At 71.8% G+C, this 17,953-nt stretch carries 17 protein-coding genes; 12 read left to right on the top strand and 5 right to left on the bottom strand.

Annotated features, from left to right (window positions below; translation table 11 throughout):
* Window positions 1-10: 10 nt before the first annotated feature.
* The 3 genes from ACWCSU_RS26290 to ACWCSU_RS26280 are packed head-to-tail and all read right to left on the bottom strand — an operon-like array spanning window position 11 to window position 3,794.
* Entirely contained in the window at window positions 11-958 is a 948-nt protein-coding gene (locus tag ACWCSU_RS26290; protein WP_449938306.1) for a 3-hydroxyacyl-CoA dehydrogenase NAD-binding domain-containing protein, read from the bottom strand.
* Window positions 955-2,934: an acetoacetate--CoA ligase gene (locus tag ACWCSU_RS26285; protein ID WP_449938300.1), complete on the bottom strand. Its 1,980-nt coding sequence runs from the start codon at window positions 2,932-2,934 to the stop codon at window positions 955-957. Before ACWCSU_RS26285 ends, ACWCSU_RS26290 begins: the two co-directional genes overlap by 4 nt.
* The gene (locus ACWCSU_RS26280) at window positions 2,931-3,794 is read right to left on the bottom strand and encodes a crotonase/enoyl-CoA hydratase family protein (RefSeq protein WP_449938298.1); all 864 of its coding nucleotides are present in this window, start codon (window positions 3,792-3,794) and stop codon (window positions 2,931-2,933) included. The genes ACWCSU_RS26285 and ACWCSU_RS26280 overlap by 4 nt, the downstream gene beginning before the upstream one ends.
* Before the next feature lie 87 nt (window positions 3,795-3,881).
* Here ACWCSU_RS26280 and ACWCSU_RS26275 point away from each other — a divergent pair, with 87 nt between their 5' ends.
* Window positions 3,882-4,328, top strand: coding sequence for a MarR family winged helix-turn-helix transcriptional regulator (locus tag ACWCSU_RS26275; RefSeq protein WP_449938296.1), 447 nt, complete (start codon window positions 3,882-3,884; stop codon window positions 4,326-4,328).
* Here the strand turns inward: ACWCSU_RS26275 and ACWCSU_RS26270 are convergent, their stop codons facing one another.
* Complete coding sequence (locus ACWCSU_RS26270; RefSeq protein WP_364100420.1) at window positions 4,329-5,366, bottom strand: LacI family DNA-binding transcriptional regulator; 1,038 nt, start codon at window positions 5,364-5,366, stop codon at window positions 4,329-4,331.
* Window positions 5,367-5,502: 136 nt separating this feature from the next.
* Here ACWCSU_RS26270 and ACWCSU_RS26265 point away from each other — a divergent pair, with 136 nt between their 5' ends.
* From ACWCSU_RS26265 to ACWCSU_RS26235, 7 genes are read left to right on the top strand one after another with little or no spacing between them, the layout of a single operon-like run.
* Entirely contained in the window at window positions 5,503-7,125 is a 1,623-nt protein-coding gene (locus ACWCSU_RS26265; protein WP_449938293.1) for an ABC transporter substrate-binding protein, read from the top strand.
* Window positions 7,125-8,060: an ABC transporter permease gene (locus ACWCSU_RS26260; protein WP_449938290.1), complete on the top strand. Its 936-nt coding sequence runs from the start codon at window positions 7,125-7,127 to the stop codon at window positions 8,058-8,060. The genes ACWCSU_RS26265 and ACWCSU_RS26260 overlap by 1 nt, the downstream gene beginning before the upstream one ends.
* Window positions 8,061-8,082: 22 nt before the next feature.
* The gene (locus ACWCSU_RS26255) at window positions 8,083-8,916 is read left to right on the top strand and encodes an ABC transporter permease (RefSeq protein WP_449938393.1); all 834 of its coding nucleotides are present in this window, start codon (window positions 8,083-8,085) and stop codon (window positions 8,914-8,916) included.
* Window positions 8,916-9,872 (top strand): ABC transporter ATP-binding protein, encoded by a 957-nt coding sequence (locus ACWCSU_RS26250; RefSeq protein ID WP_449938288.1) that lies wholly within the window; start codon window positions 8,916-8,918, stop codon window positions 9,870-9,872. Before ACWCSU_RS26255 ends, ACWCSU_RS26250 begins: the two co-directional genes overlap by 1 nt.
* Entirely contained in the window at window positions 9,865-10,680 is an 816-nt protein-coding gene (locus ACWCSU_RS26245; protein ID WP_357703775.1) for an ABC transporter ATP-binding protein, read from the top strand. The genes ACWCSU_RS26250 and ACWCSU_RS26245 overlap by 8 nt, the downstream gene beginning before the upstream one ends.
* Complete coding sequence (locus tag ACWCSU_RS26240) at window positions 10,677-12,086, top strand: amidase (RefSeq protein ID WP_364100431.1); 1,410 nt, start codon at window positions 10,677-10,679, stop codon at window positions 12,084-12,086. The genes ACWCSU_RS26245 and ACWCSU_RS26240 overlap by 4 nt, the downstream gene beginning before the upstream one ends.
* A 10-nt stretch (window positions 12,087-12,096) precedes the next feature.
* Window positions 12,097-13,716 (top strand): amidohydrolase, encoded by a 1,620-nt coding sequence (locus tag ACWCSU_RS26235; protein ID WP_449938284.1) that lies wholly within the window; start codon window positions 12,097-12,099, stop codon window positions 13,714-13,716.
* 79 nt (window positions 13,717-13,795) lie between these two features.
* Here ACWCSU_RS26235 and ACWCSU_RS26230 read toward each other — a convergent pair whose 3' ends face one another.
* Window positions 13,796-13,996, bottom strand: coding sequence for a hypothetical protein (locus tag ACWCSU_RS26230; protein ID WP_449938402.1), 201 nt, complete (start codon window positions 13,994-13,996; stop codon window positions 13,796-13,798).
* An 868-nt stretch (window positions 13,997-14,864) separates the two neighbouring features.
* On the opposite strand from ACWCSU_RS26230, the gene ACWCSU_RS26225 reads away from it, so the two are divergent.
* The 4 genes from ACWCSU_RS26225 to ACWCSU_RS26210 all read left to right on the top strand — a co-directional run bounded on the left by ACWCSU_RS26225 (window position 14,865) and on the right by ACWCSU_RS26210 (window position 17,926).
* On the top strand, window positions 14,865-15,353 hold the full coding sequence (locus ACWCSU_RS26225) for a hypothetical protein (RefSeq protein WP_449938282.1): 489 nt from the start codon (window positions 14,865-14,867) through the stop codon (window positions 15,351-15,353).
* Window positions 15,354-15,548: 195 nt separating this feature from the next.
* Window positions 15,549-15,917, top strand: a complete 369-nt coding sequence (locus tag ACWCSU_RS26220) for a hypothetical protein (RefSeq protein WP_449938279.1) — start codon at window positions 15,549-15,551, stop codon at window positions 15,915-15,917.
* Between the two features lie 96 nt (window positions 15,918-16,013).
* Window positions 16,014-17,279, top strand: coding sequence for a sensor histidine kinase (locus tag ACWCSU_RS26215; RefSeq protein WP_449938277.1), 1,266 nt, complete (start codon window positions 16,014-16,016; stop codon window positions 17,277-17,279).
* Complete coding sequence (locus ACWCSU_RS26210) at window positions 17,276-17,926, top strand: response regulator transcription factor (RefSeq protein WP_364100445.1); 651 nt, start codon at window positions 17,276-17,278, stop codon at window positions 17,924-17,926. The genes ACWCSU_RS26215 and ACWCSU_RS26210 overlap by 4 nt, the downstream gene beginning before the upstream one ends.
* The last annotated feature ends 27 nt before the right edge of the window (window positions 17,927-17,953 follow it).

Here is a 17,953-nt window from a genome sequence, read left to right as displayed (position 1 = left end):
TCTCGGTGTGTCAGGGAAGGGCGTGGTGCCGGCGCTTGGCCTGCAGCAGGCCGACGAGCAGCGCGTCGCGGTCGGCCGTCATGGCTTCCTGGTCGATGCCGTCGAGCTCGTCGCGCACGCCGTCGACGAGCAGGCCGGCGAGTTCGGGGGTGAGCCGCGGCGTGCCGAGGTCGTCCATCCAGGCCTGGGCCGGCGGGCCGAGGTGGCGCAGGGTGTGCGCCATCCCGCCGGGTCCGCCCGAGAGGTGCTGGTTGACCAGCGGGCCGAGCAGGGCCCACCGCAGGCCGGGGCCGTGCGCGATGGCGGCGTCGATGTCGGCGACGCTCGCGACTCCCCGCTCCACCAGCGAGTACGCCTCCCGCCACAGGGCGGCCTGGAGCCGGTTGGCGAGGTGCCCGGGAACCTCACGCCGCACGAGCACCGGCCGCTTGCCGGCGGAGCGGTAGAAGTCCATCGTCTGCCGGGTGATGTCGTGGCCGGTGCGCTCGCCGGCCACGACTTCCACCAGCGGGATCAGGTGGGCGGGGTTGAACGGGTGTCCGACGAGCACCCTTTCGGGATGAGCCGGACACATCTCCTGTAGGTGGCTGGGCATCAGGCCCGACGAACTGCTGGCGATCGGGGCGCTCGGCGGAGTCGCCTCGTCCAGCGTGGCCAGCAGTGTGCGCTTGAGGTCGACGCGCTCCGGCCCGCTCTCCTGGACGAACCGCGCTCCGGCGACGGCGTCACCCGCGGTCGCGGTGAAAGTGAGCCGGTCGCGGGAGGCGCCGTCGGCGAGGCCGAGCCGGGTGAGCGCGGGCCAGGCCAGGTCGAGCGCGGCCCTCAACCGTTCCTCGGCGTCCGGGACGGGGTCGAAGGCGGTGACGTCGAGGCCGCGGGCGAGGAACAGAGCTGCCCATCCGGCGCCGATGACGCCCGTGCCGATGACGGCGACCGGCTGGTCCGCCGGGCTCTTCACGCCTGCCTCGCGCGGTCGCGGGCGATGGCGGTGAACGCGTCGAGCGCCGCCGGGTCCAGGAGGGAGCCGGCCGAGGCGACCTCGTCAGGGGCGGCGCCCAGCAGGATCTTCTTGACGGGGACTTCGAGCTTCTTGCCGGTTCGTCCGTAGGGCATCGCGGGGACGGCCAGGACGGCGTCGGGCACGTGCCGCGGGGACAGTGTGGCGCGGATACGCGCGATCAGGCGGGCGCGTAACGGCTCGTCCAGGACGAGCCCGTCGGCGAGGGTGACGAACAGGATCAGCTCTCCCACGTCGCCCTCCTTGCTCTCCAGGTGGACGACGAGGCTGTCGGTGACCTCTTCGACGTCCTGCAAGGCCCGGTAGAACTCGGCGGTGCCCAGCCGGACGCCGCCGCGGTTGAGCGTGGCATCCGATCGGCCGGTGATGACGCAGGAGCCGTGGGAGGAGAACTGGCACCAGTCGCCGAAGCGGAAGACGCCGGGATAACGGCTGAAGTAGGTCTCGCGCATCCGGCGGCCGTCCTCGTCGCCCCACAGGCGTACCGGCATCGAGGGCATCGGCGTGGTGATGACGAGCTCGCCGACGCCGCCGACCACCACGTTGCCGTGCTCGTCGAACGCCTTGGCGTCCACGCCGAGGCTCGGCCCGGACATCTCCCCCTCCCACACGGGCTGCAACGGCGATCCCTGGACGAGGCCTGTGCACACGTCGGTGCCGCCGCTGCCGACGTTCAGCAGGACAGCGGGGCCGAACTGTTCGGCCACCCACCGGAAACCCTCGACGGGGAACGGGCTGCCGGCCACGCCGATCTGCCGCAGCCGGGACAGGTCGAACTCCTCACCCGGCCGCACCCCTTCCTTGCGGCAGGCCATCAGGTAGCCGGGGCTGGCGCCCATGAGGGTGGCGCCGGTCTCCTGCGCGAGCCGCCACTGCGCGCGCAGGTCGGGGTGGAGCGGGTTGCCGTCGATCATCACGATCGAGGAGCGCACGAGCAGCGCGGAGACCAGCGTGTTCCACATCATCCACGCCGTCGTGGTGAACCACAGCAGCCGGTCGCCGGCGCCCAGGTCCCAGTGGAAGGCGTGGTTCTTCAGGTGCTCCAGCAGGATGCCGCCGTGGCCGTGCACGATGGCCTTCGGCTTCCCGGTGGTACCGGAGGAGAACAGCACGTACAGGGGATGGTCGAAGGGCACCGGCTCGAACCTCAGCGCCTGGTCCGTGGGCGCGGCGAGCTCCGTCCAGGACAAGGCGCCGGGGAGGTCGAGCCCGCCGTACGGGACGTGCACGACGTGCTCCAGCGAAGGGATGCCGTCCCGGATCGCCTGGACCTGCTCGCGCCGGTCGATCCTCTTGTCCCCGTAGGTGCAGCCCGCCACCGCGAGCAGGACGGCCGGCCCGATCTGGCCGAACCGGTCCACCACGGCGGGGGCGGCGAACTCCGGGGCGCAGCTCGCCCAGATGCCGCCGAGGCTCGCCGTGGCCAGGAACGCGATCAGTGTCTCCGGGCAGTTGGGCAGGTAGGCGACCACCCGGGTGCCGCGCCGCACCCCGAGCCGCCGCAGGCCGGCCCGGACACGCCGGACCTGCTCGGCGAGCTCGGCGAAGGTGAGTTCGACGCGCGGCCGGGTCTGGGAATGGCCGACGACCGCGACCTGGCCGGCGTCCTCGGGCGTACCGAGGCAGTGCTCGGCGTAGTTGAGGGTCGCTCCCGGGAACCAGCGGGCGCCGGGCATGCCCGGTTCGGCCAGGACGCTGTCGTAGGGCGCGTGGGCCTTGATCTCGAAGTAGTCCCACACCGCTGCCCAGAAGTCCTCGACGCTGGTGACCGACCAGTGCCGCAGCTCGTTCCAGGTCGGTACGGTCACGCCGCGCTCGCGGGCGAGCCAGCCGATGAAGCCGGTGGCGTGCGCCCTGGCGATCTGCTCGGGGCCGGGGACGTACAGCGGCTCTGCCGGGGGGAGGCGGGTGCTCATCGGGCGGCTCCCGGAGGGCCGACTTTGGCGGCCCTGCCGTCGAGGAAGTCCTGTATCCGGGCCTTGGCCTCCGTGCTGCTCTGTGCCACGGCCGACATGAGGGATTCCAGGAGCAGCCCCGTCTCGGCGTCGGCGTCGGCGATGCGCGGCAGGGCGTGCAGGACGGCGTAGTTCGCGATCGGCGAGTTCCCGATGACCTGCCGGGCCAGGGCCAGGGCCTTGGTGATCCCGTCGCCTTCGGCCACCCGGTAGTCGACCAGGCCGCGGGCCTCGCCTTCCGCGGCCGTCAGGACCCTTCCGGTGAGCATCATGTCGATCATCGGCTGAGCTCCGATCAGCCGGGAGACCCGGACCGAGGCGCCGCCGCCCACGAAGAGCCCCCGGCTGCCCTCGGGGAAGGCGAAGAAGGCCGACTCCTCGGCGACGCGCAGGTGCGCGGCGGCGGCCAGTTCCAGGCCGCCGCCGATGACGGCGCCCTTCAGGACCGCGATCACCGGCAGGACGCCGTGGCCGATCCGGTCCATCGCCTCGTGCCACCCGCGCGAGTGGTGCAGGCCTCCGACGGCGTCTCGTACGGTGAGTTCGCCGAGGTCGAGCCCGGCGGAGAAGTGTGCGCCCTCGGCGGCGAGCACCGCGGCCATGGCCCACGGGGGCGGGGCGGCGAAGAAGGCGCCGAGCCCGGCGATCGTGGCCTCGTCCAGCGCGTTGCGTTTGGCCGGCCGGTTCAACGACAGCACCGCGACGTCCCCGTGGCGCTCCAGCGCCAGTGACGGGGCCAGTGACGGGGCCAGTGACGGGGCCAGTGACGGGGCCAGTGACGGGGCCAGTGACGGGGGCAGGTCAGGGCAGGGAGGGATCACAGGCTCTCCAATCGACAGGAATCCTGATGAAGAAGGCTGAAGTATCATCAGGTTTCCTGTCAATGACTGGCTGGGATACTGTTCGTCATGGCCAGCGCCCCGCCCCGCCCCGCCCCGTCGCTGCTGTACGCCGTCAAACGGCTCGAACTGGCGATCAAGTCGCGCCTGGACGAGATGCTGCGCGACTCGGGCGTGACCACGCCGCAGTACACGGCGCTCACCGTGCTGCGGCACAAGGACGGGATGACCGCCGCCCAGCTCGCCCGCGACTCCTTCGTCACCCCGCAGGCCATGGCCGACCTGATCGGCGCCCTCGATCGGCGTCACCTCATCCGCCGCTCGCCCAACCCGGCCAACAAGCGCGAACTGCTGCTCTACCTCACCGACGAGGGCCGGGCGCTCCTCGACACCCACGCCGAGGCCGCCGCCGAACTTGAGGACCGCATGGTCTCGGGCCTGTCGCCCGACCAGGCCGACACCTTCCGCGCCGCCCTCACCCTGGCGTGGACGACCCTGCGCCCGGCTCGAAAGTGATCAGCCTCCCGGCGCAGAGCGGGGATCGGAGGAGGCGCGGATGTCGAACCTCGCCTGGAGCAGCCGGCCGCCCGCGACACCGCGGCCCTCGATGAGGTCGACGAGCATCCCGACCGCGATGTCGGCCGTCTCGACCGGCAGGAAGCTGAGCGTGCTGACGGGCGGATCCGTGAACGGCGCTGTGGGGTCCTCCGTCGCGCAGACCAGCAGCAGGTCGCCGGGCACCGACCTGCCGAGCTTGCGGATCCTGTCCAGGAGCAGGGACGGGCTGACCTCGACGAGCACGACCAGCGCGTCCGGCGGCTCGGGATCGCCCAGCAACCTCTCCACCGCGGCCAGCGTCGGCTCGAAGCCGGGCCCGCCGAGCTGGGCCAGCAACGGGACGCGGCCCCTCTCCGCAGACCAGTCGAGGTAGGCCTGGACGGAATCCCGGTGGTAGCAGGCCGTGGTCGGGGCGCCGACCGCGGCGATCCGCCGGGCGCCCGCCGCCGCCAGGTGGTCGAGCACACCGCGCAGGGCCGCGCCGTAGTCGAAGTCGACCCATGGCCACGGTGTCCCCGCCACGGCTCTGCGGTCGGAGACCACGGCCACTCCCGCGGCGAGAAAGTCTCCGACCAGGGGGTCTCCCTCGACCGGATCCACCACGAACACGCCGTCGAGAGGCAGGTCCGTCCAGTAGTCGTCGGGGCCGGTGGTGGGCAGCAGCACCACGCCGTATCCGTGGGTCATGCCCGCGCGGGTCGTGGCGGCGGTCAGCCGGGCGAAGTAGGCGAGCTCGGTGTAGAACCACGGATGCTCGACGAACTCGCGGGCGGCGAGGCCGAGCAGGCGTGAGCGCCCGGCGCGCAGCCGCCGCGCCGTGGCGTTCGGCCGGTATCCGAGCCGGCGCGCCACCTGCCGGACGTGCTCGCGGGTGGCGTCGGGGAGGCGGCCCGCGCCGTTGAGCGCGTCCGAGACGGTGGTCTTGGACACCCCCGCCGCGCGGGCGACGTCGACCAGGCGCACGCGCGCGCCGACCTTACGCTCTGGCTCTTCCATGGGTCCGATCTTTGCAGGATGTCAGGCAATTCGCCACCTCGCTGACCGTTGCTGAATCGTTCCTTCAGTGTCTTGTGCAGGAACGTTCCTTCACCAATACTCGTGGCACTTTCCCGCACGAGGAAGAGGTGGTCCGATGCGTACCGCTCGTCTCGCCGCCGCGGCGCTGACCGTACTGGCGGCCGCTGCCTGCGGAGGCGGCACGGCCGCTCCGAAGGCGTCCGGAGCCGGCGCCTTCACCGTCACGGCGGACCTCCCGCCGGCCAAGGGCCCGGTGGACGCCGTGACCTGGGCGCTCTACGCGGAGCCGCAGTCGCTCGACTACGCCTACGCCTTCGATTACCCGCCCAACACCGTGCTCGCCAACGTGTGCGAGCAGCTCATGCGGATCACGCCCGACTTCCGGGTCGAGCCGGGGCTCGCGAGCAAGGCCGAATCGCCCGACCCCGGGCGCTGGGTGTACACGATCCGCGAGGGCGTGCGCTTCCACGACGGCTCGCCGCTCACCGCCGACGACGTGGTCGCCAGCATGCGCCGGCACATGGATCCGAAGGTGGGGTCGTACTGGGTCTCGTCCTACCAGAACGTCAAATCGGTGGAGAAGACGGGCCCCATGGAGGTCACCGTCAACATGAAGAAGCCCGACCAGCTGTTCAACGAGCAGATGGGCACGTCGGCCGGGACCATCGAGAGCGCCGCGTTCCTGGCCCGCGAGGGCACCGGGTACGGCACCCCGGACAAGGGCGTGAACTGCACCGGGCCGTACTCGCTCGACAGGTGGGACAAGGGCCAGGCGATCAACCTCAAGCGCTTCGACGGCTACTGGGACGCCGCGCTCAAGGCCAGGGCCGCGACCGTCCGGAACGTCTTCATCTCCGACCCGGCGGCCCGCGTCAACGCCCTGCTCTCGGGCGAGGCGGACGGCAGCTACCTGGTCCCCACCACCGGCTTCACCCGCCTGGGCGCCGCCTCCAGCGGCAAGCTGTACTTCGGCCCCAACACCGCCGCCGTCAGCCTCATCCCGCTCGACCTCAAGGGCACGCTCGGCGACCTGAGGCTGCGCAAGGCGCTGTCCATGGCGCTCGACCGCAAGGACATCCTCAAGGCCAGCGTCGCCGGGGTCGCCACACCGGCCAAGGCGCCGGCGGCGATCGGCGCGTGGGGGATCGCCCCCGAGGCCGCCCAGCAGTACTACGCCAAGCTCCCTGAGCTGAACACCGACCTCGAAGCGGCCAAGAAGCTGGTCAAGGAGGCGGGCGGCACAGGCAGGAAGATCGTGATCGCCACGAGCACGATGGCTCCCGACATCGGCGTCATCGCCAACGCCGTCCAGGCCGCGGGCCAGGCCATCGGACTCCAGGTCGAGCAGAAGGCGGTGGCCCCCGACGCCTACTCCGCGCTGTTCTCCGACCCCAAGGCCCGCGAGGGCATCGACCTGGTCATGACCATCTGGTACGACTCGACCCCCGACCCGCTGGAGTTCTACGGGATCCTGCAGACCGGCAACTTCGCCAACTACGGCGGCTACTCCAACCCCGACTACGACAAGCTCGTCGACCGGGCAAGCGCCGAGGCCGACCCCGCGGCCCGCGCCGCCGTCGTCGCCGAGCTGCAGGAGATCGCCGTCCGGGACATGGTGTGGATCCCGCTGTACGAGGTGCCGCACAGCATGTTCCTCAACAAGCGGCTCACCGGCGCGCCCACCGGCATCACCCAGCTCGTCTATCCCTGGGCCGCGGTGCTCGGGTCGGCCGACTGATGGGCGCCTTCCTGGCCCGCAGGCTCGCCGGGCTGGTCGCGACCCTGCTGGGGGCCTCGTTCGCGGTGTTCTCCGCCGTGTACCTGGCTCCCGGCGACCCGGCCTCGTTCCTCACCCAAGGGCGTTCGGCGTCCCCGGAGGCGATCGCGGCGATCAGGGCCCAGTACCACCTGGACGATCCGTTCCTCACGCAGTACCTCAAATGGGTCGGCGGCGCGGTGACCGGGGACTTCGGCCGCTCGGTGCAGTTCCGCCAGGACGTGACCGGCCTGCTCCTGGCCAGGCTGCCCACGACGCTCTTCCTGGTCGGTTACGCCGGGCTGCTCATCGTGGCCGCGGGGCTGATCCTCGGCGCCCTGGCCGCGCTGCGGCCGGGCCCGCTCGACAGAGTCGTCCTCATCGGCACCGGGGTGGCCACCGCGACCCCCTCGTTCGTCGCGGCGATCGGCCTGATCTCGCTGTTCTCCGTCCAGCTCGGCTGGTTCCCCGCCTTCGGCAACGGTGAGGGGCTGGTCGACCGGCTCTGGCATCTGACCCTGCCCGCGGCCGCGCTCGCCCTGACGTTCGCCGGGCTGCTGGCCCGGGTCACCCGCGCGTCCATGCTGGAGGAGCTGGCCCGCGAGCACGTCGAGGTGGCGCGCTCGCGCGGCGTTCAGGAGAACGCGGTGATCCGGCGCCACGTCCTGCGCAACTCGCTCGGCCCGATCAGCACGGTCACCGGCACGGTGATCGCCGGGCTGCTCGTCGCCACCTCGATCGTGGAGACCGCCTTCGGCCTGTCCGGGATCGGGCAGCTGCTGGTCAGCTCGGTCACCGTCAAGGACTTCCCGGTCGTGCAGGCCGTCACCACTTTGATCGTCGTCGTCTTCGTGGGCGCCAACCTGCTGGTCGACCTGGTCCAACCGGTCATTGATCCGCGCCTGCGCAGGGCGTAGCGAAGGAGTCCCCTTGACAGCCGTGACCCTCCACCGCCGATACCGGCTCCCGGCCGACAGGACGACCGTCGCCGGCGTCGCCGTCCTGGCCGTCCTGGTGGCGGTGGCGATCCTCGCCCCGGTCGTGGCGCCGCACGACCCGCTCGCCCTCGACTTCTCGGCCGCGCTGAGCGGCCCGAGCGCCGATCACCTGCTCGGCGCCGACCAGTCCGGCCGCGACGTCCTGTCCCGCCTGATCTTCGGCGCGCGGGCGGGACTGCTCGGCCCTCTCCTGGTGGTGACCCTGTCGACGGTGGCGGGCACCCTGCTCGGCGTCCTCGCCGCCTGGACCGGCGGGGTCGCCGACGCGGTCCTGTCGCGCGCGATGGACTTCGTCTTCGCCTTCCCCGCGCTGCTGCTGGCGATCAGCCTGGTGGCCATGTTCGGGCCCGGTCTGACCGCGCCCGTCGTGGCGATGAGCATCGCGTACACCCCCTACGTCGGACGGCTGGCGCGCGGCGTCGCCCTGCGGGAGATGTCCCGTCCCTACATCCACGCCTACCGGGTGCAGGGCTGGTCCGGCTGGGTCATCTGCCTGAGACACCTGGTCCCGAACGTCGTGCCGCTGATCCTCGCGCAGTCGGCGATCAACTTCGGCTACGCGCTCATGGACCTCGCGGCGCTGTCCTTCCTCGGCTTCGGCACGCAGCCGCCCGTCCCGGACTGGGGCGCCATGATCAACGAGGGCGCGTCCGCGCTGCTGCAGGGCGCCATGCTGCCCGCGCTGGTCCCCGGCGCCGCCGTCGTGGTCACGGTGGTGGCCTTCAGCATCGTCGGCGAGGGCATCGCCGACCGCGTCTCCGGGAGGGAGCGCTGATGCTCCAGATCAACGACCTGACCGTACGGCTGGCGCCCGGCCAGGCCGCACGGCCCATCCTGGACGCGGTGTCGCTGCATGTCGCCCAGGGCGAGGCCGTCGGGCTCGTCGGCGAGTCCGGGTCGGGCAAGTCCGTCACCTGCCGGGCCGTGCTGGGCCTGCTGCCCCGGCGGACCGCCGTGAGCGGGCGCGTCCTGGTCGACGGCCAGGACGTGCTGTCGCAGACCGCCGCGGGACTGCGTGACCTGCGCCGTCGCCGAGTGGCGATGATCTTCCAGGATCCGCGGGCGTCGATCAATCCCGTCCGGCGGATCGGCGACTTCGTCACCGAGGGGCTGCGGGCGGGCGGCCTGCCGTACCGGCAGGCCCTCGATCGTGCGGAGGGGCTGCTGGAGGCGGTGGGCATCGAGGACCCGCGAGCCGCGCTGCGCCGCCACCCGCACGAGTTCTCCGGCGGGATGCTGCAACGGGTGATGATCGCCGGGGCGCTCGCCGCCGAGCCCGACCTGCTGCTCGCCGACGAGCCGACGACCGCGCTGGACGTCACCACACAGGCGGAAGTCATCGCGATCCTGTCGCACCTGAGAACCGAGCGCGGGATGGGCATGTTGTTCGTCACCCACGACCTGGAGCTGGCCGCGGCCATCTGCGATCGCATCTACGTGATGTACGCGGGCCGGATCGTCGAGGAGCAGGCCACCGGCGAGCTCTTCGCACGGCCCCGCCACCCGTACACGGCCGGGCTGCTGGCGGCCACGCCCCGGTTGGAGTCGGACGAGCCCCCGCACGGGGTGCCGGGCAGGCCCCTGTCGCTCGCGGAGTCGCCGGACGGCTGCGCGTTCGCGGCCCGCTGCCACCTGGCCGTCGAGCGGTGCCGGGAGCGGCGGCCCGTGCTGGAGACCCTGGAGCACGCCCAGGTGGCGTGCCTGAGAGCGGGAGAGCCGGTCCATGACTGAGAACGTGCTGGAGGTCGAGGGGCTGCGCAAGGCGTTCGGCGGCAAGACCGCCGTGGACGGCGTCTCCTTCTCGCTGCGGGCGGGCGGCTCGCTCGCCGTGGTGGGCGAGTCGGGATCGGGCAAGACGACGACCGCGCGCATGCTCGTCGGCCTGGAGATCCCGGACGCGGGACGGATCGGCGTCGAGGGCCGCGACCGCTCGCGCGTCCCGCGCGGCCGCCGGGCCAGGCTCGCGCGGGCGCGGGAGATCCAGATGGTCTTCCAGGACCCCTACCTCTCCCTCGATCCGCGCATCAGCGTGAGCGAATGCGTGGAGGAGTCGCTGCGCCTGCATTTCGCCATGGACCGGCAGGCCCGGCAGGCCCGGCGCGATGAGCTGCTGGAACGCGTCGGGCTCGGCGAACGCGAGGCGGCCGCGCTGCCCAGACGCCTGTCCGGCGGGCAACGCCAGCGGGTCGCCATCGCCCGCGCGCTCGCCACCGAACCGAAGGTGCTCATCCTGGACGAGGCCACCTCGGCGCTCGACGTGTCCATCCAGGCGCAGATCCTCGACCTGCTGGCGCGGATCCGCCGCACTCTCGACATCGCCTACCTGTTCATCACCCACGACCTGGCCCTGGTCCGGCACGCGGCCGACGACATCGTCGTGCTGTACCGCGGCAAGGTCGTCGAGGCCGGGCCGACCGAGCAGGTCCTGGCCGCCCCCCAGCACCCCTACACCCGCCTGCTGCTGCATTCCGTGCCGCGGCCCGGCTGGGACCCCGTACAGATCGCCGCCGACCGGCGCGCCCTTCAGGAGATCATGTGAGTGACCTCGCGCACCTGCCCGCCACGCAAGCCCTGGAGCTGTTCAGGACCCGGGCTCTGTCGCCCGTCGAGCTCATGACCGCGGTCATCGAGCGGGCCGAGGCCGTCGAGCCCCGGGTCAACGCGCTCAGCGAGACGATGTTCGAGCAGGCGCTCGACCAGGCCAGGAAGGCTGAGCACGCCTACGTCCACGGGTCGCCGCGACCGCTCGAAGGGCTCCCGGTCGCCACCAAGGACGAGCAGCCGATCGCGGGAAGGCGGGCCAGCGACGGCTCCCTGGCCTACGCCGGCCACGTCGCCGACGCCACCCACCCGGTCGTGGAGCGCGTCATCGCCGCCGGCGGGATCGTCCACGCCCGCACCACCACGCCGGAGTTCTGCTGCGCCGCCTACACGCACTCCCGGCTGTGGGGCATCACCCGTAACCCCTGGAACCTGGACTATTCGCCCGGCGGCTCCTCCGGCGGCGCGGGCGCGGCCCTGGCGTCGGGGACGGCGACGCTGGCCACGGGGTCCGACATCGGCGGCTCGATCCGCCTGCCCGCCGCGGCCACCGGAACGGTCGGATACAAGCCGCCTTACGGGCGGGTGCCCGCGATGTCGCCGTACAACCTGGACCACTACTGCCATGACGGCCCGATGGCCCGCACCGTCGCCGACTGCGCGCTCCTGCAGAACGTCATCGTCGGGCCGCACCCGGCCGACGTCGTCTCCATCCGCCCCGCCGTACACGTCCCCGAACGCCTCGGCGACGTCGCAGGGCTGCGCATCGCGTACTCACCGGACCTGGGGAACTGGGAGATCGAGCCGGACGTCGCGGCCAACACCCGCGCGGTCGCCGACGCGCTGGCCACGGCCGGGGCCGTCGTGGAGCAGGTGGAAGTGCCGTTGCGGCGCGCCGACGTCATGCGCGCGGCCTTCATCCACTTCGGCGCCATCTTCGGGCCCATGGTCGCCGGCGTGGCCGACGCGCACCGCGACGAGCTCACGCCCTACGCCCTCGCCTTCGCCGAGGACTCTCGCGCCGCGCTGGCGCGCGACGGCTTCCTGGCCGGGCTGGAGCTGGAAGGCCGCGTCTACGCCGTGATCGGTGACCTGCTCGACCGGTACGACGCGCTGATCTGCCCCACCGCCGGCGCCGCCGCGCTGCCCGCGGGCGAGGACTACGTGGACACCAAGCTGACGGTCAACGGCGTCCAGCTCGACCACTACCTGGAGTATTCGCTGACGCCCGTGTTCAACATCGCCAGCCGCTGCCCCGTGCTCAACGTCCCGTCGGGCCTGTCGTCCTACGGCGTGCCGACCGGGGTGCAGATCGTCGGCCGCAGCTACGACGACGCGACCGTCTTCCACATCGGCGCCGCCGTCGAACGCGTCCTGCCGTGGTCCACCCGCCCGCAGCTCTGAGGAGAGTTTCGTGACTTATGCCGACATCCTGTTCGTCAACGGCCGAGTACGCCCCATGGCCGGCACCCCGAGCCGTGCGGTGGCCGTACGCGAGGGGCGGATCCTGGCACTCGGCGACGACGAGGAGATGCGCGACCTTGCGGGCCCGCGGACCGAGGTCGTCGACCTGGCCGGCCGGACCCTGCTTCCCGGATTCCAGGACGCCCACGTGCACCCGGTCCTGGCCGGGCTCACCATGACCCGGTGTGACCTGCACGAGGCGCGGGACGCCGCCGACGCCCTCGCCGCGGTCCGCGCGTACGCCGCGGCCAATCCCGAGACGCGCTGGATCTCCGGCGGCGGATGGTCCATGGAATGGTTCCCCGGCGGTACACCGAGCCGGATCGCGCTCGACGAGGTCGTCCCCGACCGGCCGGTCTACCTGACCAACCGGGACGGGCACGGCGCATGGGTCAACACCGAGGCCCTGCGACTGTGCGGCGTCGACCACGGCACCCCCGACCCGGCCGATGGCCGCATCGAACGCGAACCGGACGGAACCCCCCAAGGAACCCTGCACGAGGGCGCCGCCTCGCTCGTGGGCAGGCGCGTGCCCGAACCCACGGAAGAGGACCTGCTCCGCGGCCTCCAGGCGGGCCAGCGACGCCTGCACCAGGCCGGAGTGACGGCATGGCAGGACGCGATGGTCAGCCCGGAGGTCCAGCGCGCCTACCAGGCCGCCGCCGACGCCTCGATGCTCACCGGGCGCGTGGTCGGCGCCCTGTGGTGGGACCGGGACCGGGGCGAGGAGCAGATCCCCGAACTGCTCGCCCGCCGTACCACCACCGGACGGTTCAGAGCCACCAGCGTGAAAATCATGCAGGACGGCGTGGCGGAGAACTACACCGCCGCCATGACCTCCCCCTACCTGGACGGCTGCGGATGCCGGACCGGCAACAGCGGCATCAGCTTCATCGGACCCGAGGACCTGCGCGCCCACATCACCCGGCTGGACGCCGTCGGGGTCCAGGTCCACGTGCACGCGGTCGGCGACCGAGCCGCCCGGGAGGCGCTGGACGCGTTCGAGGCGGCGCTCAAGGTCAACGGGCGCAAGGGCAACCGGCATCACATCGCCCACCTCCAGGTCGTCCATCCCGACGACGTGCCGCGGTTCGCGGCCCTGGAGGTCACCGCCAACATCCAGCCGTTGTGGGCGGCGCACGAGCCGCAGATGGACGAGCTGACCATTCCCTTCCTCGGCGACCGGCGCGCCACCTGGCAGTACCCCTTCGGCGACCTCCTGCGCTCGGGCGCCGCCCTCGCCGCGGGCAGCGACTGGCCGGTGAGCAGCCCGGATCCGTTCCTCGGCATCCACGTCGCCGTCAACCGGATGCTCCCCGAAGGATCGGGGCGGCCGTTCCTGCCCGCGCAGCGCCTCCCGGTGGCGGCGGCCCTGTCGGCGTACACGATCGGCACCGCCCGGATCAACCACCTCGACACCCGGACGGGGACCATCGAGCCCGGCAAGCTCGCCGACTTCATCGTCACCGACGCCGACCCGTTCGCCGTCCCCCCCGGTGACCTGGGCGGTATCACCGTCCTCGCCACCTACGTGGAGGGACGACGGGTGCACACGCATCCGTCCTTCTGACCGCTCGCCGCCGAGGGAACCCGTCCCCGTCCTCTCCGCTCGCCGCGGCGGAAGGGGCGGGGCCGCCCGTTTCTACAGGTCAAGCGGTAAGTGTCTGCGCTGCGCTGGTCGGGATCGGCTGGATGCGGGCTTCGGCCAGGACGTCCAAGCCCATGTTGCGGCGTGCTTCGGTCCGTTCGTCGGTCCGTTCGTCGGTCTGCTCGGCCGGCAGCGCGCCGACCAGCCTGGCAGGCAAGCCGGTGGCACCCGCGAGGACCTGCCCGACTTCGCTGCTTCCCACGTGAGACCTTCCTCAGGCTGGGCGCCTTCACCACTGCGTACAGCGCCGACGGCGGAACCTTCGGGGGAGTCCGGACCGTGGTCTTCAACGACGTCGTGACGGTTCCGGGGTTGGGGGAGCGGCAGGCCGGCATGTTCTTCGAGACCGAGCAGGAGAGCGGCTCATGGGGTGCCCGTTCCTGTGGTGGCGTTTGATGAGGAGGCGATGGGGTTCGCCGGGCTGTTCTGATTTTGCCGAGAGCGCGGGCGAGTATGTCGAACTTCCGCTACAGATAGTGGCTATATAACTACATAGAGTTAATGTTTGATGGGGTGGCGTCCGCCACGCCCACACCTCCGGAAGGGATCCGATCATGCGACTCGCTCTGCCCCTGCTGGCCCCTCTCGTCGCTGCTGCTGCGATAGCCGCCGCACCGCTCCCTGCAGCCCACGCCGCCACCGTCATAACATGCGAATCCGTCGATGCCTCTGAATCCACCGTCCGGGGAACCAGCTGCAACACGGGCCACTGGGGTCCCCTGAGCAACTTCGTCATCGGCGCGGCAGGTCAGATCTACTACGCCTGTCACACCGGCTGGGCAGAGGGCTCGTTGTGGGTGCAAGGCCAAAACTGTAGGTCGATTCCCCGCGGCTGAGCACGGGAAGAGTTGACGCCCAGATCGGGGAGGTCTGGTACAAGGCCACCTAGGACGGGCACGCGATCGACGTGCGGGCTACTAGGAGATTGTGAAGGTCCGTCGTCCTCCTCGATCGTCTGACATCGGCGTCGAAGACGAGGAGACGTGGGTTGAGCCTGGGTTCGTGCTCGCCCGCGCGGCTGCCGGGTTGTCGGACGCCCCGATCAGCGCCGACGCGAGCGGAACTCCAGCGTGCCCGCGCCCTCGACAGGCGAGGCCGTCACCGCCGCGCGGCTGCAGGCCCGCGCCGAAGAGGAGCTGCGCCAGGCCCGCCAGGAGCGCGACGCCCAGCACGAGCGCGCCGTGGCCGCCGAGCAGCAGGCCCACGCCGCCCGGGCCGAAAGCAAGCTCAAGGAACAGGTGCGGGAGCCATGTGAGCGGCTGGCCGCCGCCCAGACCGCTGCCGGGCTGGTGCTGCCCGAACTGGCCGACCTCAGCGGCGACCTCGGTGAGGGGGCTCGCGGGGTGAGGTTGGCCGGCGCAGGCATCGCAGTCGCCCGGCAGCCGGACGGCGCCGTGGTGCTGCACCACGGAGACCGGCGGATCCGGCTGGGCGACGGCGAGCACGCCGCCGCGCACGGCCGGACCCTGGCCGCCGGTCTGCTCGCCGTCTCCGCACGCTGGGTACACGCATCTGAAAGCACCGCTGGTGTGGGTTGCCGCGCGTGCGGTCTCCTCTGAGCGCTCACCGTCCTCGCGTCCGGGACGGTCGTCCCGGACCGGGGCGTTCAGCCAGGGCGTGCTCCACCGATCGGTTGATCGGCTCCACCACCTGAACGGTCGCGCGAATCCACCGCCCAATCGGCGGATCGGGCGATCCGCGCAGGGCGCCTCTGTTGCGACGCTGAATCCCGTCGGTGAGCACCAAGGACGGAGATGGTCGAGATGCGCAACATGGTGTGGCTGGTCAGAGGGTACGTCGTGGTCAGCGTGCTGACGCTGGTGACGATGGTCGTGTTCCGGAACGACGCGGCGATGGTCCCCGACTCGGTGTGGGTCCGCGGCACGCTCGTCGCCGTCGCTTCGCTGGTCACCTGGTTGTTCGCGGTACGGGCGGCCAGGGGTGAGCGGAAGATGCTGCTGCGGCTGCGGATCGTCACCTCGATCATGCTGGTCGCGATCGTGGTGATCATCGCGTTGCCCGGTCTGTTCCCGCTGTGGTTCAAGCTGGAGCAGGGTGTCTGCGGCCTGCTCCTGCTGCCCGTGGTCGTCCAGCTCAACCGGCGGCCGGCGGACCGGCGCTGAGCTCGTCGATCGATGAGGCGGCGCTGGAGCGCGGTGCTTCCAGCGGCGCGGGAGTATCGACGGCAGCGGCTAGATTGTTCTGGGAGCAGGTGAGCGATGGACAATTGGCGGATGGCCGCGCCGGCGGGCTGGGAGCGACGGCTCCTTCCCATGATCACCGTGGTCCCGTACGTGCTGCTGGCCGTCATGGCCGCCCTGACGATCGTCGTCAAGCACGACCAGCCGGGCTCGCTCGCCCTCGACCTCGCGCTCTGCGCGGCAGCCGCGGTGTGGAAGCTCGTGCTCTTCACGCTGCACCCGCAGTGGCGCGGGCGAGTCGGCGTGATGAGCGTGTTCATCGCGGGCCTGATCCTGTTCGGGCTGGTCATGGTCGTACGCGATCCGTGGTTCGGCGTCTACACGCCCGCGCTGTACTTCTACGCCTTCCGGATCATCGGCTGGCCGCGTGAGCTGTACTTCATCGCGGGCGTCGCGGTGGTGGCGGGCACGGCGCAGTCGGCCGGCCTGGACTTCGGCACCTGGACGGGCCTGCTGGAGTACCTGGGGGTCCTGACCGTCAACGTCGTGCCGATGTGCCTGATGGCCTGGCTCAGCGAGGTCGGCGCACGCTACTACGCGGCACGGGAGACGGCGCTGCGCGAGAGCAGGGAGGCCAACGCCCGGCTGGCCGCGGCCCTGGCCGAGAACGCGGCACTCCAGGAACGGCTGGTCGAGCAGGCTCATGAGACCGGCGTGCTGGACGAGCGGGCCCGGATGGCGCGGGAGATCCACGACATCCTGGCCCAGGGCCTGACCGGCATCGTCACGCAGTTGCAGGCGGCCGAGCAGGCGGCCGACGACCCGGCCGCGTGGCGGCGGCACCACGCGGCGGCGACCGCGCTGGCCAGGGAGAGCCTCACCGAGGCGCGGCGCTCGGTGAACGAGCTGCGTCCCGAACCCCTGGAGTCCGGCCGGCTGGCCGACGCCGTCACCGAGGTGGCGGCCAAGTGGTCGGCGCGCCACGGCCTTCCGGTCCAGGTGGCCGTCACCGGCGAGACCCGGACGATGCCCCCGCAGGCCGAGGTCGCCCTGTTACGGGTCGCCCAGGAGGCGCTGGCCAACGTCGCCAAGCACGCGCCCACCGCCACCCGCGTCGGCCTCACCCTCTCCTACACCGACCGGCAGGCGGTGCTCGACGTCCGCGACGACGGCCCCGGCTTCGACCTGGACGCGCGCGCTGGTCACGACGGGGGCTTCGGGCTGGTGGCGATGCGGCAGCGGATCGAGGCGCTGTCGGGCGCTTTGCGAATCGAATCGGAGCTGGGCGGCGGGACCGGGATCTCGGCCTGCCTGCCCGCGCACACGCCGGAGGCAGGCACATGAGTGACGCGATCAAGCTGCTCGTCGTCGACGACCACCCGGTCGTGCGTGACGGGCTGAGCAGCATGTTCGCCCGCGATCCGGAGTTCACCGTGGTGGGGGAGGCGTCGGACGGGGCCGAGGCGGTCCGGCTGGCCGAGGCCCTCGCGCCGGATGTGATCCTGATGGACCTGCGGATGCCGGGTATGGACGGCGTCACCGCGATCGGCGAGCTGGCCAGGCGCGGCGTGCCGGCCCGGGTGCTGGTGCTGACGACGTACGACACCGACAGCCACGTGCTGCCCGCGATCGAGGCGGGCGCCACCGGCTACCTGCTCAAGGACGCGCCGCGCGAGGAACTCGTCCGTGCCGTACGCTCTGCCGCGCGCGGCGAGGCCGCGCTCTCGCCGTCGGTGGCCGCCCGCCTGATGAGCCGGCTCCGCACCCCGGCGCCTTCGACCGGGCCGTTGAGCCAGCGCGAGCTGGAGGTGTTACGGCTGGTCGCGGCCAGCCACAGCAACCGCAAGGCGGCCGCCCGGCTGTTCATCACCGAGGCCACGGTCAAGACGCACCTGCTGAACATCTACGCGAAACTCGACGTCAACGACCGCGCGTCGGCGGTGGCGGAGGCGTACAACCGCGGCCTGCTGGGTACGCCCGAGCGCCCGTAGCCCTCGCCGTCCGGCCCGCTCCGGCGC

It is taken from the genome of Nonomuraea sp. NPDC001699 (assembly GCF_053596455.1).
The sequence above is the reverse complement of the archived record's forward strand: the minus strand, read 5'-3'. Positions and strand labels throughout refer to the sequence as shown.